Origin of the sequence: Kitasatospora sp. NPDC051170, assembly GCF_044455705.1 — a bacterium.
Classification (GTDB): Bacteria; Actinomycetota; Actinomycetes; order Streptomycetales; family Streptomycetaceae; genus Kitasatospora.
In genome coordinates this window covers 17469-32715 of record NZ_JBITFA010000026.1, presented here as the reverse complement: position 1 = coordinate 32715, position 15247 = coordinate 17469, and the positions used below count along the sequence as shown (strand labels likewise).

The following is a 15247-nucleotide window of genomic DNA, read 5'->3' as shown; positions in this document are numbered from 1 at the left end:
GGCTTCAGTGGGTGCGCAGTTGCTCCTGCTGGACGAGGTAGTCGAGCACCTCGGGCATGGCGTCGACGCCGCCGGCCTTGGTCGGCGAGGTGCGGTACTCGCCCTGGATGACGACGGTGGGCAGCTCGTTGACGCCGTAGCGCACGAACTCGGCGGCGGCCTGGTCGATCCGGTGCTGCACGTCGGCCGAGCGGTAGGCGGTGCGGAAGCTCTCGGCGTCGACGCCGTGGCGCACGGCCCAGTCGGTGGCGGCGGTCTCGGTGGTGAGGTCGGCGCGGTCGGTGTGGATGGAGCGGAAGGCGGAGGACTGCAGCCGTTCGACCAGGCCGAGGCGGTCGAGGGTGTAGAAGAGCCGGGCGTGGGCGCGCTGGGTGTTCTCGTCCGGACTGCCCTGCCAGATGGCGGGGACGCGGCGCAGCGCGACGTCGGCGCGGTGCTTCTCCTCCCAGCCCTGGAGGGGCTGTTCGAGCTGCTGGGAGTGACTGCAGTCATACCAGAAGAACTCGAGGGCCTCGGTGCGGGTGCTCTCGCGCACCGGCTGGGGCTGGTCGAGTTTGACGTACTGGGTTCCCTCGGCGGGGGTTTGGTGGGTCGCCGCGCCGGCCTGGACGGGGGACGCGGCGATCCCGGCGGCGAGGGCGAGCAGGGCGGCGGAGCGCAGCAGCTTCGAGTTCACACCGGGCAGTGTGCTGGTGACGACCCGTTACCGGCGAGTCGGTGCGGTGCGCCCGCGCGCGGTTTCGCCCGATCGGCCCAAGCCCCGGCGGCAAGATCCGAAAGAGAGGGCCGCCTAGCTTCGCGGGGTCGTGCTGTCCTCCCACACCTCGGTGACGAGCCGCTGCCAGTCGTCGACCACGGCGCCGAGTTCGAAGTGCTCCAGCGCGTGCGCCCGGGCGGCCGCGCCGAGGCCCGCGCGGTTGCAGGCGAGCACCTTGCCGAGCGCCTCGGCGAGGGCGAGCGGGTCCCCGGGGGCGACGAGCGCGCCGGTGGCGCCGTCGCGGACGACCTCGCGGACCCAGCCGACGTCGGTGGCCACGGCGGGCACGCCGGCGAGGGCGGCCTCGATCAGCGCGCCGGGCACGCCCTCGCTGTCGCTGGTGAGCAGCAGCGCGTCGGCGGCGCGGTAGAGGGGGGCCGGGTCGGGCAGGGCGCCGAGGAAGTGGGCGCGGGCGGCGGCGGGGTGGCGGGCGAGGACGTCGCGCAGCGGGCCGTCACCGGCGACGGCGAGGCGGACGTCGGGCAGGCGGTCGAGCACGTCGAGGGCGAGGTCGAGCCGCTTCTCGGGGGCGATGGCACCGATCCAGGCGACCAGGAGGACGTCGGCGGGCAGGCCCAGCTCGTGGCGGGCGGCGCGGCGGTCGTCGCGGCCGTCGGCGGGCGGATAGCTTTCGGCAGCGCGGGAGTTGGGGATGACGTGGACCTTGCCGTCGGGCAGGTGGAACTGCTCCTCGAGGACGGCGCGGGCCTCGTCGGTGAGGGTGGTGACGGCGGCGGCGCGGTGCATCAGGGTGCCGCCGCGGGCGCGGCGCAGCCGGGTGGCCGTCCAGTAGCGGGGGTGGCCGACGCTGACGTAGACGAAGGGGGTGCGGGTTCCGGCCAGGGCGAGGGCGCAGGCGGCGAGGGTGTCGGAGCCGTGGGCGAGGACGACGTCGGCGGAGCGGGCGGCGGAGCGCAGGGCGCGCAGGGTGCCGGGGCGCAGGCGGCCCGCGCCGAGGACGGCGGCGCGCAGGGCGGCGGTGGGCTCCTCGTCCCGGCCAGGTGACGCCTCGGATGACGCCTCGGATGACGTCGCGGATGACGTCGCGGATGACGCCTCGGCCTCGGCCGAGGGGTCGCAGGCGCGGTCCGCGGAGAGGTCGGTGCGGCGGCCGTGGTGGGTGTCGACGGCGGGCCGGCCGGCGGGTTGCGGTGCGAGGGCGCAGAGCGCGGAGGCCTGTCCGCGGCGGCGCAGTTCCCGGTGGAGGTCACGGGCGAAGTTCTGAGCGCCGGCGCGGCGTTGGTCGCTGATCAGGTGCAGCACGCGAGGGCGGGTTCCGGCCGGATCGGCCGCCGTATGGTCGGGCATGGAGAGACCTTGGCACAGGTCAACGCGCGTTACATCCCCTTCGCGCAACCTGGTGGTGGCCCGATCGCCAGCGTTCGTACACCAGACGTGCGCCGATCGGCCGCCGTCGTGCGCGGGTTGCGACCTCCGTGCGCCCCCTTTCGCCCCTTGCCGCGCCCGGGCGCCTCCGGGGGTGTCTGAGTGCGCCGCGTCAAGGACCGGCTCAAGTACCGGCTCACACTGACGAGTTACCAGGGCGGGCGGGCGCTGATACGCCCGTACGCGGAGGGCCCGGGCGGGGAGCGGCCCGGGGCGCGTCGGTGCGCAGGGGGTTACGCGGATCGGGTGAACGCGGTTGGACCTCGGCCCGGCCGCCTCGGCAGGATGTCCGGCCGGGGCGCGCGTCAGGCGGCCCCGCCTCACCCTCCCCCGTACGGATATTGGAGTCACCTGGTGCTCAAGGGATTCCGCAGCTTCCTGCTGCGCGGAAACGTGGTGGACCTCGCGGTCGGCATCGTGATCGGCGCGGCCTTCACCGCCGTCGTCACCGGGTTCGTCAGCGCCTTCCTCACCCCGCTGATCGGCGTCGCCTCCGGGGCCGTCGGCGACTTCTCCCAGAAGACCTTCGACGTGGCGGGCACCCGCTTCCCGTACGGCGTCTTCGTCAACGCGCTGATCAGCTTCGTGCTGGTCGCGGCGGTGATCTACTTCGCCGTGGTCGTGCCGGTCACCAAGCTGCAGGCGCGCATGGACCGGGACAAGCCGGCCCCCGTCGCCAAGACCGAGTGCCCCGAGTGCCTCAGTTCGATTCCGGCCGCGGCCAGCCGCTGCTCCTTCTGCACCACGGAGCTCACCGCCCGGCCGGGCCTGCCCGCACAGGCCCAGGCGCTTCAGGCCGGCTGACGCCTCCCGGGAACGCCGCCCGCGGAGGCCGGCGAGGCCCCGTCGCGCGCTGACGGGGGCCTTATCCCCGAAACATTCACGAGCCCCCGTCGCGAGGTCGGCGGGGGCTCGAACGCGCCGGCGCACGCCCCGTCCGCAAAAGTTTCTCCGGCGGACCCCCGGACGGCTACCGGCCGGTCACCGCAAGGGCTCCGCCGGTGGGGTTCGGACGCTGTTCGATCACTGACAGAGCGTCGGAGTTGTCCGGAACCGATCGCCGGTTTGTCCGTTCTTCCCACTTTCGAAACCTTTGTGCGAGCGAAGACTGTGTAAACACTCGAACTGCTCCCCCTCCCGCTCTCCTCAGCAGGCGCATTGTGGGCTTACCGTATGCCCCATGACCTCGCCCCGCTCCTACGACGGAGTCGGCTACCCCCCTCCGTCCTTCTCCTCCGGCACGCCGATCTACGACAGCCTCGTGGCTGAGCGCGGCGTCCCCCAGATCGCGCCCATCAACGTGCCGGCGGCCCTGCCGCCCGCACTGTCGTCCGGTTACGGGAGCGGGCTCGGCCCCAACCCCTACGACAACCGCTACGGCACCGGGTACGACACCCCCGGCAGCAACCTCCCCGCGCTGCCCCCCGCGCGCCTCGCCCTGGGCCCCGGCCCGAGCAGCGCGCCCTCCTCCTCCGGCCCCGCGACCGCGTACATCCCCCCGCAGTCCGCGTACGCCGCCGCGCCGCAGCCGCCCCTCCCCGGGTACGGCGGCCAGCAGCAGTACCAGCGGCCGCAGCCCGCCCCCGCCTTCCCCCAGGGCAACGGCGCCCCCCAGCCGTTCGGCGCGCAGCCCAGCGGCGGGCAGAGCTTCGGCGGCCAGAACACCTTCGTCGGCGGCCAGGCCGGGCAGCAGACCTTCGGTGCGCAGCCGGCCGGCGGCCCGGGCGGTTTCGGCCACGGGCAGGGCGGCGGCCAGCCCCAGGGCTTCGGCGCCCCGCAGGCGTTCGGCGGCCAGAACCAGGCCGGCCCCGGATTCACGGGCCCCGGCGGCGACCAGAGCTTCGGCGGCGGGCAGCTGCGCCCGGCCATGGCTCCGGTGCGCCCCATGCAGCCGCAGCGGCCGGGCCCCTACGGCGAGCACGGCCAGTTCCAGAGCAACGGCTACCAGCCGCAGGCCCAGGGCTACTAGCCCCGGCCGCCAGGACCGCCCGCGAGCGGTCCGCACCCGCACCACCTGAGCACCACCCGGCGATCCCCCCTGTACGCCGGGCGAACGGAGAAACGGGTCATCCACGGACCGCCCGGTGCGCCTCACGGCGACCGGGCGGTCCGTGCGCGTTCGGGGCCCTGTTCAGGGCGGCTCACAGCGCGTGTTCAGGGTGTGTTCAGAGGTGTGTTCAGGGGCAACCGGGCTGAGACGGCTGACAAGGAGCCTGGCAGGATGGGGGGATGCAGCTCACCGGACTCCACGTCTACCCCGTCAAGTCGATGTACCGCCTGAGCCCCGACACCGCCGAGGTCCAGCCCTGGGGCCTGGCCGGAGACCGTCGCTGGATGCTCGCCGACCCCACCGGACGCTTCGTCAGCCAGCGCGAGAACGCCGCCCTCGGCCAGATCCGCCCCGGCCTGCTGCCCGGCGGGGCCCTCGCCCTCACCGCCCCCGACGGCTCCCGGATCGAGATCGCCGCCCCCACCCCCGCGGCCGGCGACCCCGTCGCCGACGTCGAGGTCTGGGGCACCCGCTTCCGCGCCACCGAGGCCGCGAAGGAGGCGCACCTGTGGATCGAGGAACACCTCGGCGACTACCGCCTCGTGCACCTCGACGACCCGCGCGCCCGGCCCGTCGAGCCCGAGTACAGCGAGCCCGGCGACACCGTCTCCATGGCCGACGGCTTCCCGCTGCTGCTCACCACCACCGCCTCCCTGGACCGGCTCAACGAACTCATCGCCGCCGAGCACCCCGAGGAGTACGAGCCGCTGCCGATGACCCGCTTCCGCCCCAACGTCGTCGTCGGCGGCGCCGAGGCGTGGGCCGAGGACGGCTGGCGGCGCGTGCGCATCGGCGAGCTGACCTTCAAGGTGGTCAAGCCCTGCGGCCGCTGCGTCGTCACCACCACCGACCAGGAGACCGGCGAGCGCGGCGGCAAGGAGCCGCTGCGCACCCTCGCCAAGCACCACCGCCTGCTGCGCAAGGCCGCGTTCGGGCAGAACCTGATCCCCGAGCGCCCGGCCGGCGTCGAGGGCGACGTGCTCGGCACCCTGCGCCTGGGCGACGACGTCGAGGTGCTGGAGGACGGGGCGCACTGGCCCGCCGACGGGCGCTGACGCCTCCCGCGTGCCCCGGGCGGACCCTCCCGTCCGGAACCCGGGGCGTGCGCGCTCGTTGAAACAGAACCGACGGAACGCGTGGCCGGGCCGTGTGCCGGAGGTGTGCGCACGTCGGCGGACGGGCGGGAGCACTCGTGCGGGCGCGCTACGGTGGGCGGACGGCCCGCGCAGCCCCGCGCGTACGGCCCGTTGGACGCCGGCACGACGAAGGTGGGGACGACAGACCGTCATGGCTGAGCACAGGGTCAGGGTCACCCAGGACAGCGCATCCCGCTGGCGTCGCCGCGCGGGCGAGTACGACACCCTCGCGGAGGCGCTCGCGGCCGCCGAGGCGGGCGACACCGTGACCGTCCGGCCGGGCACGTTCCGGGAGAACGTGGTGCTGGACAAGGCGGTGACGATCGTCCCCGCGCAGGGCCCCGGCACCGTGCGGATCGAACCGGCCACCGGGGTGGCGCTCACCGTCACCGCCGCCGCCACCGTCCGCGACCTGGTCATCGAGGCCGGCGACAGCTCCGCCCCCGCCGTCCTCGTCACCGGGCCCGACGCCACGCCCTCCCTCGGCGGCTGCCGGATCGAGACCCGCTCCGCCACCGGCGTCGAGATCACCGGCGGCGCCCGGCCGACGCTGCGCGGCTGCGTCGTCGCCAACCCGGCGGGCCTGGGCCTGCGGCTGCGCGGCGAGGGCACCGCCGCCGCCTTCGAGGACTGCGAGGTGGCCGCCGCCGGACAGGCCGGACTCGCCGTCCTCGGCGGCGCCACCGCCGTCCTCGACCGCTGCCGCCTCCACCACGCCTCCGGCGCCGGCGTCCTGCTCTCCGACCCGGGCAGCGCCGCCGAACTGACCGGCTGTGAGATCTACGAGATCCGCGGCAGCGGCGTGCAGGCCGACTCCCAGGCCGGCGGGCGGCTCATCGACTGCGAGATCCACCGCGTCACCGGCAACGGGCTCACCCTGGACGGCGAGGCCGTGCTCTCCCTCACCGGCTGCCGCATCCACGACGTGCCCGAGAACGCCGCCGACCTGCGCGGACGCGCCCGGCTCACCCTCGCCAACAGCACCGTGCGCGACTTCGGGCGCGGGGCGCTGTCCGTCTGGGACCAGGGCACCGAGGCCGTCGCCGAGTCCTGCCAGATCCACGGCTCCACCGGCGAGTACCCGGCCCTGTGGGTCAGCGACGGCGCGCGGCTCACCCTCACCGACTGCTCGCTGCACGACCTGCCCGACGCCCTCTTCGTCCTCGACCGGGACTCCGCCGCCACCGCCGAGGGCTGCTCCTTCAGCCGCATCCGCAGCTCGGCCGTCTCCGTCAGCGGCGGCGCGAACGTCAACCTCACCGGCTGCCGGGTCCAGGAGGCGGGCACCGGGCTCTGGTTCCGCGACCACGGCAGCGGTGGACTGCTCACCGGCTGCGAGATCTCGGACGTGGCCACCGGGGTCATCGTCACCAAGGGCGCCGACCCGGTGCTGCGCGACTGCACCGTCCGGGCCAGCACCGACGCCGGGGTGTACGTCTCGGCGCAGGGGCGCGGCACCTTCGAGGAGTGCCGGGTCTCGCACGGCAAGGGCTTCGGGTTCCACATCATCGACGGCTGCCGCACCCAGCTCACCCGGTGCCGGGCCGAGCAGAACGAGCGGGCCGGGTTCGAGTTCTCCGAGCCCGGGCCGGTCGCGGAGGGCTGCACCTCGGACGACGTCCTGCCCGCCGGCGGCGACCTCCCGGCGCCTCGCACCGCCCAACTCACCGCCGCCGCAGCGCCGTTGGCTTCCGCCGCTCCGACCTCGGCGATCGCGCCGATCCCCGACTGCCGCCCCGCCGACGAGGCGCTCGCCGAGCTGGACACGCTCGTCGGGCTCGCCACCGTCAAACAGGAGGTGCGCACCCTGATCGACCTGATCTCCGTCGGGCGCAGGCGGCGCCAGGCCGGGCTCAAGGCGCCCTCGCTGCGCCGCCACCTGGTCTTCACCGGCGCCCCCGGCACCGGCAAGACCACCGTCGCCCGGCTGTACGGGGAGATCCTCGCCTCCCTCGGGGTCCTCCAGCGCGGGCACCTGGTCGAGGTCGCCCGCGTGGACCTCGTCGGCGAGCACATCGGCTCCACCGCCATCCGCACCGCCGCCGCCTTCGACCGGGCCCGCGGCGGGGTGCTCTTCATCGACGAGGCGTACGCCCTCGCCCCCGAGGACGGCGCCCGGGACTTCGGGCGCGAGGCCATCGACACCCTGGTCAAGCTGATGGAGGACCACCGCGACGAGGTGGTCGTCATCGTCGCCGGCTACACCGCCGAGATGGAACGCTTCCTCTCCGCCAACCCCGGTGTCTCCTCGCGCTTCTCCCGCACCATCGGCTTCCCGGACTACACGGCCGACGAGCTCCTGGAGATCGCCAGGTCGCAGTGCGCGGAACACGAGTACGCCCTCACGGACGCGGCCGAACTGGCCCTGCTCGACCACTTCGGCCGCCTGGAGCGCGGCCCCAACTTCGGCAACGGGCGCACGGCGCGGCAGGTGTTCGAGACGATGGTCGAGCGCCACGCCGTCCGGGTGGCGCACCTGGCCGACCCGTCGACGGAGGAACTGCAGCTCCTCGTCCCGGAGGACCTGCCGGCCGGCCGGCTGCCCTGACGGCGGGGCGGGTGGGGCGGATCGTGATCCGGCGGCCGGCAGGCGGGTGACGGCGGACGACTGACAACTGCCAACTGCCAACTGCCAACTGCCGGCGAACGGATGACAGCTGACGGATTTCATCATCCGTCAGCTGTCATCCGTCATCTGTTTTCCGTCCGCCGTCAGCTGTTCGCCGTCAGCCCGTCCAGGCGCCGCCCGCCAGGAAGGACTCCAGGGCCGCCCGGTACGGCGCGATGTCGATCCGCTCCCCGGCCAGCCAGTCGTCCGAGTAGTACTTGTCGAGGTAGCGGTCCCCCGGGTCGCAGATCAGGGTGACCACGCTGCCCCGGCGCCCCTGCGTGCGCATCTCGGCGACGATGCGCAGCGCGCCCCACAGGCCCGTGCCCGTCGAGGCGCCCGCCTTCTTGCCGAGCACCTGCTCCAGCACCCGGACCGTCGCGATCGAGGCGGCGTCGGGCACCTTCATCATCCGGTCGACGGCGCCCGGCACGAAGCTGGGCTCCATCCGGGGGCGGCCGATGCCCTCGATCCGCGAGCCGCTCTCGCAGACCTCCTCCGGGTCGTGGCGCACCCAGCCGTTGAAGAAACAGGAGTTCTCCGGGTCCGCGACGCAGATCCGGGTGTCGTACTGCATGTAGTGCACGTACCGGGCGATGGTCGCCGAGGTGCCGCCCGTGCCCGCGGTGGCCACGATCCAGGCCGGTTCGGGGTGCGGCTCCAGGCGCAGCTGGGCGAAGACCGACTCGGCGATGTTGTTGTTGCCGCGCCAGTCGGTGGCCCGCTCGGCGTAGGTGAACTGGTCCATGTAGTGCCCGCCGGTCTCCTCGGCGAGCCGGGCGGACACCTCGTAGACCTCGTCGGAGCGCTCGACCAGGTGGCATTCGCCGCCGTGGAACTCGATCAGGTCGATCTTGGCCTGGCTGGTGCTCTTGGCCATGACGGCGATGAACGGCACCCCGATGAGCTGCGCGAAGTACGCCTCGGAGACGGCCGTCGAGCCGCTGGATGCCTCGATCACGGGCTTGCCCGGCCGGATCCAGCCGTTGCAGAGCCCGTAGAGGAACAGCGAGCGGGCGAGGCGGTGCTTGAGCGAGCCGGTCGGGTGGGTGGACTCGTCCTTGAGGTAGAGGTCGATGCCCCACTCCGGCGGCAGCGGGAAGCGCAGCAGGTGGGTGTCGGCGGAGCGGTTGGCGTCGGCCTGGACCTTGCGCACGGCCTCCTTGAGCCAGGCCCGGTACTGCGGGTCGGTGCGGTCGACGTCGAGGGTCGGCTCCAGGCCGACCGCCCCGTCGTCCGTACCGTGCTGGCCACCCGGCTGCGTGCTCATGGTCACTCTCCTCGTCGACTCCCCCCGTTGCTCACTACGAGTGTACGAGAGTCACGATAAGTGACGGTTTTCGCCGGTCCAGCTTCCGCTTATCGCCTCCGGGGCGACCGGCCCCCGCCCTACGCCTGCACCGACTGCGGGTCCGCGAGGTACGGCCGCCAGCCCAGCTCGGCCGCGCCGGCCAGCGCGCCGTGGGCCAGTTCCGCGCCGACGATCGGCACCCGGCCGCTGCGCCCCCACAGGCAGCGCTCGGCGACGACCGCGCGCAGCCGCTCGGGGGCGGCCTCGAGCAGGTCGAGGTGGAGGCCGCTGAGGACCACGCGGTCGGGGTTGAGGATGTTGGCGACGCCGGCCAGGCCGAGCCCGAGGCGGTCGATGACGTGCTCGACCGCCGCGCGCGCCCGCTCGTCGGTGGCGGCGGCCCGGCAGAGTTCGCGGGCCTGGTCGAGAAGGGGGCGGCCCGGTTCGGGGGTGAGGCCGGCGGCGGCGAACAGGGCGTCCGGGTCGGTCTCGGAGTTGAGGCAGCCGCGGTTGCCGCACATGCAGGGGCGGCCCTGCGGGTCGACGGTGAGGTGGCCGACCTCCAGGGCCAGCCCGGCGCTGCCGGTGTGCAGCCGCCCGTCGATCACCAGCGCGCCACCGACGCCGCGGTGGCCGGAGGTGACGAGGAGCAGGTGGCGCGCGCCGCGCCCGGCGCCGTGGCGGTACTCGGCGAGGGCGGCCAGGTTGGCGTCGTTGGCCAGGGCCGTGGGCAGCGGGTTCAGCGCGTTGGGGCCGTGGTCGGCGCGGCCGACCTCCACGTCGTACAGGTCGGCGACCGGCGTGCCGCTGGGCCAGGCGAAGTGCAGGGCGGCGAGCGCGGTGCCGTCCGGCTCGGTGACCGGGTTGGCCAGCGCGAGGGCCGCGCCCAGGCAGCGGCGGCTGGAGGCGCGGGCGAGTTCGGCGCCCGCCTGGGCGACGGCGCGCAGCATCCGCACCGGGTCGGTGGCGGCGGGCAGCGGCAGGTGGACGGGCGGGTCGAGCAGTCCGCCCAGGCCCGCGAGGGTGACGCTCAGTCCGTCGGCGTGGATCTGTCCGGCGACGATGACCGGGCCCTCGGGGTCGATCGCCAGCCGGTGCGAGGGGCGTCCGCGCCCTCCGCCGGCCGGACGGGAGTCGACGGTGATCAGCCCGAGCGCCTCGAGTTCGGCGGTGACGGCGCCGGCGGTGGCCCGGGTGACGTCCAGCGCGCGGGTGAGCGCCGAGCGGGTCGGCGTCTGGCCGGTGTGGATGAGCGAGAGTGCGGGGCCGAGCAGCGTCCGCCCTCGGTCGGGGGCCGCGCGGCGGTGGGCGTCGCGCTGGGCGTCGGGTCCGGTCGCGGCACTGGGCCGAGGGCTTGAAGGTGAGAGCTGCACGACCCTATTGTGACTTTGTGCCGCTTCGAAACAAAATTCGTTCGTTCGCCCGACCCGGTCAACCCTCACCCCAGTCTCTCAGCCCGACCCCCGCCACCGACAGCCCCTGGAGCGCCGCACGTCTCGCGCTCACCGTCATCTTCGCCGTCGACGGATTCCTCTTCGCCGCCTGGGTCGTCCGCATCCCCGACGTCCGCAGCCAGGTCAGCGCCTCGCACAGCGCGCTCGGACTCGCCCTGCTCTGCCTGTCCGTCGGCGCCGTCCTGGCCATGCCCCTCGTCGGACGGCTCTGCCTACGGTACGGCTCGCGCCCGGTGACGGTCGGCTCGCTCACCCTCCTCAGCCTCGCGGTGCCGCTGCCCGCCCACGCCCACTCCGTCACCGCGCTCGGCGCGGTGCTGCTGCTCTTCGGCGCCGGGTACGGCGGCGCCAACGTCGCGATGAACAGCGCCGCCGTCGACCTGGTGGCGCAGCTGCGCCGGCCCGTCATGCCGAGCTTCCACGCCGGGTACAGCCTCGGCGGGCTGCTCGGCGCGGGGCTCGGCGGACTGCTCGCGGGGCGGCTCAGCGCCGCCTGGGCATTGGCGAGCAGCGGACTGCTGGGGCTGGCGGTGACGGCGGGCGCGGGTGTCGTCCTGCTGCGCAGCCCGGCGGCCCCGATGATCGCCCCGGAGCGGTCGGGCGGGCGGACGGGAGCGGGCCCGCGCCCGAACGCCGGGCACGTGCGGCTGCTGGTGCTGCTGTTCGGGCTCACGGCACTGTGCACCGCGTACGGCGAGGGCGCGGTCGCGGACTGGACCACCCTGCACCTCACCGACGACGTGCACGCGGGCGCCGGGACGGCGGCGGTCGGGTACGCCGCGTACGCCTTCGCGATGACCACCGGGCGGTTCTGCGGCACCTGGCTGTCCATCCGGCTCGGCCAGAACCGGGTGATGCTGCTCGGCGGGGTGCTCGCGGGGGCGGGGATGCTGGTCGCCGCGCTGGCACCGGCGGTGCCGGTGGCGATCGGCGGGTTCGTGCTGGTGGGCCTCGGGCTCGCGAACCTCTTCCCGCTCGCCATCGCCCAGGCCGGGGTGGCGGGCGGCCCGCAGGGCGTCGCGCTCGCCTCGACGCTCGGGTACGGCGGGATGCTGATCGGGCCGGTGGTGATCGGCTTCCTCGCGGACGCGATCGGGCTGCCGCTGGCCCTGACCACCGTCGCGGTCGCGGCCTCGGCGGCCGCACTGCTGCCGCTGGCGACGCGGCGGCACACGGGCGGCGGCACGACGGCGGTGGCGAGCAGCGAGCGGCTGACGGATCACGGCTGACAGCTGACAGCTGTCAGATGACGAGTTTCATCGAACAGATGTCACCTGGCAGTTTTCGTCATCTGTTCGCCGTCATCCGTCATCCGCTCCCCGTTCCCGCCCCCGCCCCCGTCTCCCGCTGTGGCAGGATGCGGCCCCATGACGACCAGCGGACGCATCCAGGTACTGCGGGCCAGTGAGCGCCCGGCCACCGCGTGGCTCAACGGTGGCGGGGTGACCAGGGAGGTCGCCGGGTTCCCGGCCGGGGCCGGGCTGGACGGCTTCGACTGGCGGGTCAGCCTCGCGGACGTCGCCTCCGCCGGGCCGTTCTCCGTGTTCCCCGGCATCGACCGGGTGATCACCCTGGTCGAGGGCGCCGGGATGGTCCTCACCGTGGACGGCGCCGAGCAGGCGGTCGACGCCCCGTACCGGCCGTTCCCCTTCTCCGGTGACGCCTTCACGGACTGCCGGCTGCTGGGCGGCCCGGTGGTCGACTTCAACGTGATGACGCGGCGCGGCCGGGTCGAGGCGTCCGTCGACATCGTCACCGCGCCCGCCGACCTCCACGTCCCGACGGGCGGCACCACGCTGCTCGTCTGCCTGGCCGGTACGGCCCGCCTGGACGAGACCGAACTCGCCCGCTACGACGCCGTGTCGCTCACCACGCCCGGCCCGTACGGCCTGCGGCCCGACGCCGCCGTCGCGGTCGTCACCTTCCGGACGTCCGGCTGAACTCCCCGGCCCCGCAAGGGAACCGGCCTCAGCCCTGCTCCCCCGGCAGCCGCAGGTCCCACCCGACCAGCGCGCGCAGCTGCTCCGCCGTCACCCCGTCCGGCACGGGCGGGGGCGCGTCGTGGCGGAACGGCGGCTGCCAGCCGTCCTCCTCCGTCCAGCTGCGCACCACCTTGGCGGGCGCCCCGGCCACCACGCAGTGGTCGGGCACCTCGCCGCGCACCACCGCGCCGGCCGCGACGACCACGTTGCGTCCGATCCGCGCCCCCGGCAGGATCACCGCGCCGGTGCCGATCCAGCTGCCCGCGCCGATCTCCACCGGCTCGTTGCGCGGCCACTGCTTGCCGATCGGCAGGTCCGTCGCGCGGTACTCGTGCGCCTGGTCGGAGATGTAGACGCCGGGGCCGGTCCACACGTCGTCGCCGAGCACGATCGACTGGTGCCCGACGATGTGGCTGTCCCGGCCGATCACACAGCCGCCGCCGATCCGCACGATCGGCTCGGGCCCGAGGTCGAGGCCGGGCAGGAAGCCCGCGCTGATCGTGACGCGCTCGCCGATGATCGAGAACGGCCCGATGGTGATCCACTGCTCGTTGAACACCGCCCCGAGCGGGAAGGCGAGCGTCGTGCCGTCCCCCAACTCCCCGAACCGGTACGGGCCGGGGCTCCGGTTGGTGACCGCGCCGGTCCGCTGCACCCAGCGCCAACCCCGGTGGACGAGGCGCCCGGCGGCCCGGCGACCACCGGCCCGGGCGGCGGAGAGGAGGGAACGGGATATCGGCATGCGCTCACGCTACCGGCCCGTAGCGTCGGCCCGGAGACCGGGCGGCCAAGATCACACCCACCCGACGGACCCGCCCGTTCACCGAAGGTCCGAAACCCGCGACCGCCGGCGCGGCGCCCTGGCAGACTCCCTCCCGTGGAGATCACCGAACACCTCGACGCCCTGCGCCGCGAGGGCGCCCTGCTGGCCGAGGCCGCCGCCGCGACCGACCTGTCCGCGCCCGTCCCCACCTGCCCCGACTGGCGGCTGGCCGACCTGCTGCGCCACACCGGCCGGGTCCACCTCTGGGCCGCCGCCCACCCCGCCCGGGGCCTTCACAAGCCACTCGACGAGGCGGGCGAGCGGGAGGTGTTCGGACCGGATCCGTCCGACGCCGCGCTGCTCGACTGGTACCGCGAGAGCCACGCCGCCCTGGTGGACACCCTCGCCACCGCCCCAGCCGATCTCGAGTGCTGGACCTTCCTGCCCGCGCCCAGCGCGCTCGCCTTCTGGACGCGGCGCCAGGCGCACGAGACCGCCGTCCACCGGATCGACGCCGACGCGGCGGCGGGCCGCCCCGGCCCGGAGGTGGAGGCTCCGCTCGCCCTCGACGGAGTGGACGAACTGCTGCGCGGCTTCCTGCGCCGCGACCGCTCCCGGCTGCACAGCGACGTGCCCCGCACCCTCCTGATCCAGGACGCGGACGGCCCCACCTCCTGGCACGTGACCGTCGGCCCGGGGCCGCTCGAGGTCGTCACCGGTGAGGAGGCCTCCGCCGGACCGGCCGAGCTCACGGTCACCGGCCCGGCCCACGATCTCTACCTGCTGCTGTGGAACCGCCTGCCCGCCGGGCCGACGGCGGCCCGCGTACGCCTCGACGGCGACGAGGGCCTGCTCGACCTCTGGCGCTCCAAGGCCAGGGTCGGCTGACCGCCCGGTGACCGGACTACGCCGGTGGTGCCACGACCGGCGTAGTCGGTGCCGCCCCCCAGATAGCGGGCGAACCGCTCAGCGCACCCAGCGCGCCGGCCGCTTCTCCAGGAACGACCGCATCCCCTCCTGCGCCTCCTCCGAGCCGAACAGCCGCGCCGACAGCTGCACCAGCTCGTCCGCGTCCCGCGCGAAGGAGCGCACCACCTCGGCGTTCGCCAGCCGCTTCGACTCCGCCAGCCCCTGCGGCGAGCCCTGGCGCAGCGCGTCCAGCAGCTCCTTGAGCGCGGTCTCCCGGCCCTCGGCGGAGTCCACGGCCCGGGTGATCAGCCCGATCCGGGCGGCCTCGACCGCGTCGAACACCTCGCCGGTGAGGTAGTAGCGCGAGGCCGCGCGCGGGTCGAGCTTGGGCCGCAGCGGCAGGGAGATGACGGCGGGCGCCAGGCCCAGCCGGACCTCGGTGAAGGCGAAGGTGGCGGCCGGCCCGGCGATGGCCAGGTCCGCCGCGCCGATCAGGCCGAGGCCCCCGGCGCGGGCGTGCCCGTCGACCACGGCGATGACCGGCTTCGAGCAGTCCACGATCGCCTTCTGCAGCTCGACCAGCCCGCGCGGCCCGACCGTGGGGTCGGCCCCGGTGGCCTCGGAGAGGTCCGCGCCCGCGCAGAACACCTTGCCGACGTGGGTGAGCACGACCGCCCGCACGTCCCGGTTCGCGGCGGCGACGGCCAGCCCGGCGTGCAGCTCGGACATCAGGCGGCTGGAGAGCGCGTTGCGGTTGTGGGGCGAGTCGAGGGTGAGGGTGGTGACGGCGTCGGCGGTGCTGACGTGGACGAGGGGCGCTGCGCTGGTCATCGGTGTGGCCTGCTTTCCGGCTGAGGGTGGGTCGGACCGCTGGCGCCGTCCGGGGTGCCCGCACGGCGCCCGGACGACTC

General features: G+C 74.6%; 13 protein-coding genes. 7 read left to right on the top strand and 6 right to left on the bottom strand.

The genetic code is table 11. The features are described from left to right. Positions 1–4: 4 nt before the first annotated feature. Positions 5–676 carry a thiol:disulfide interchange protein DsbA/DsbL gene (locus tag ACIBCA_RS35360; RefSeq protein WP_396287237.1) on the bottom strand — a complete coding sequence of 224 codons (672 nt, stop codon included), beginning with the start codon at positions 674–676 and terminating at the stop codon, positions 5–7. A gap of 114 nt (positions 677–790) precedes the next feature. Further along, positions 791–2065: a glycosyltransferase family 4 protein gene (locus ACIBCA_RS35355; RefSeq protein WP_396287236.1), complete on the bottom strand. Its 1275-nt coding sequence runs from the start codon at positions 2063–2065 to the stop codon at positions 791–793. 432 nt (positions 2066–2497) lie between these two features. On the opposite strand from ACIBCA_RS35355, the gene mscL reads away from it, so the two are divergent. From mscL to ACIBCA_RS35335, 4 genes are all read left to right on the top strand, one after another. Continuing rightward, positions 2498–2947, top strand: coding sequence for a large conductance mechanosensitive channel protein MscL (gene mscL, locus ACIBCA_RS35350; RefSeq protein ID WP_396287234.1), 450 nt, complete (start codon positions 2498–2500; stop codon positions 2945–2947). 376 nt (positions 2948–3323) lie between these two features. Beyond that, positions 3324–4112: a DUF6643 family protein gene (locus tag ACIBCA_RS35345; protein ID WP_396287233.1), complete on the top strand. Its 789-nt coding sequence runs from the start codon at positions 3324–3326 to the stop codon at positions 4110–4112. A gap of 260 nt (positions 4113–4372) precedes the next feature. Further along, positions 4373–5248, top strand: coding sequence for an MOSC domain-containing protein (locus ACIBCA_RS35340; protein ID WP_396287231.1), 876 nt, complete (start codon positions 4373–4375; stop codon positions 5246–5248). 232 nt (positions 5249–5480) lie between these two features. Beyond that, positions 5481–7877: a right-handed parallel beta-helix repeat-containing protein gene (locus tag ACIBCA_RS35335; RefSeq protein ID WP_396287229.1), complete on the top strand. Its 2397-nt coding sequence runs from the start codon at positions 5481–5483 to the stop codon at positions 7875–7877. Positions 7878–8055: 178 nt separating this feature from the next. Here ACIBCA_RS35335 and ACIBCA_RS35330 read toward each other — a convergent pair whose 3' ends face one another. Next, positions 8056–9207 (bottom strand): PLP-dependent cysteine synthase family protein, encoded by a 1152-nt coding sequence (locus ACIBCA_RS35330; RefSeq protein WP_396287228.1) that lies wholly within the window; start codon positions 9205–9207, stop codon positions 8056–8058. A gap of 119 nt (positions 9208–9326) precedes the next feature. Then, on the bottom strand, positions 9327–10502 hold the full coding sequence (locus tag ACIBCA_RS35325) for an ROK family protein (RefSeq protein ID WP_396287294.1): 1176 nt from the start codon (positions 10500–10502) through the stop codon (positions 9327–9329). A gap of 116 nt (positions 10503–10618) precedes the next feature. Here ACIBCA_RS35325 and ACIBCA_RS35320 point away from each other — a divergent pair, with 116 nt between their 5' ends. Together ACIBCA_RS35320 and ACIBCA_RS35315 are read left to right on the top strand one after the other, a co-directional pair. Next, positions 10619–11911, top strand: coding sequence for an MFS transporter (locus ACIBCA_RS35320; RefSeq protein WP_396287227.1), 1293 nt, complete (start codon positions 10619–10621; stop codon positions 11909–11911). A gap of 138 nt (positions 11912–12049) precedes the next feature. Continuing rightward, entirely contained in the window at positions 12050–12622 is a 573-nt protein-coding gene (locus tag ACIBCA_RS35315) for a HutD family protein (protein ID WP_396287226.1), read from the top strand. 28 nt (positions 12623–12650) lie between these two features. Here ACIBCA_RS35315 and ACIBCA_RS35310 read toward each other — a convergent pair whose 3' ends face one another. Further along, positions 12651–13406, bottom strand: coding sequence for an acyltransferase (locus tag ACIBCA_RS35310; RefSeq protein ID WP_396287225.1), 756 nt, complete (start codon positions 13404–13406; stop codon positions 12651–12653). A 135-nt stretch (positions 13407–13541) separates the two neighbouring features. Here ACIBCA_RS35310 and ACIBCA_RS35305 point away from each other — a divergent pair, with 135 nt between their 5' ends. Then, positions 13542–14315, top strand: a complete 774-nt coding sequence (locus ACIBCA_RS35305) for a maleylpyruvate isomerase family mycothiol-dependent enzyme (RefSeq protein ID WP_396287223.1) — start codon at positions 13542–13544, stop codon at positions 14313–14315. A 78-nt stretch (positions 14316–14393) separates the two neighbouring features. Here the strand turns inward: ACIBCA_RS35305 and ACIBCA_RS35300 are convergent, their stop codons facing one another. Beyond that, a complete protein-coding gene (locus ACIBCA_RS35300; RefSeq protein WP_396287222.1) occupies positions 14394–15167 on the bottom strand; it encodes an enoyl-CoA hydratase family protein in 774 nt (257 codons plus the stop codon). Positions 15168–15247 lie beyond the last annotated feature (80 nt).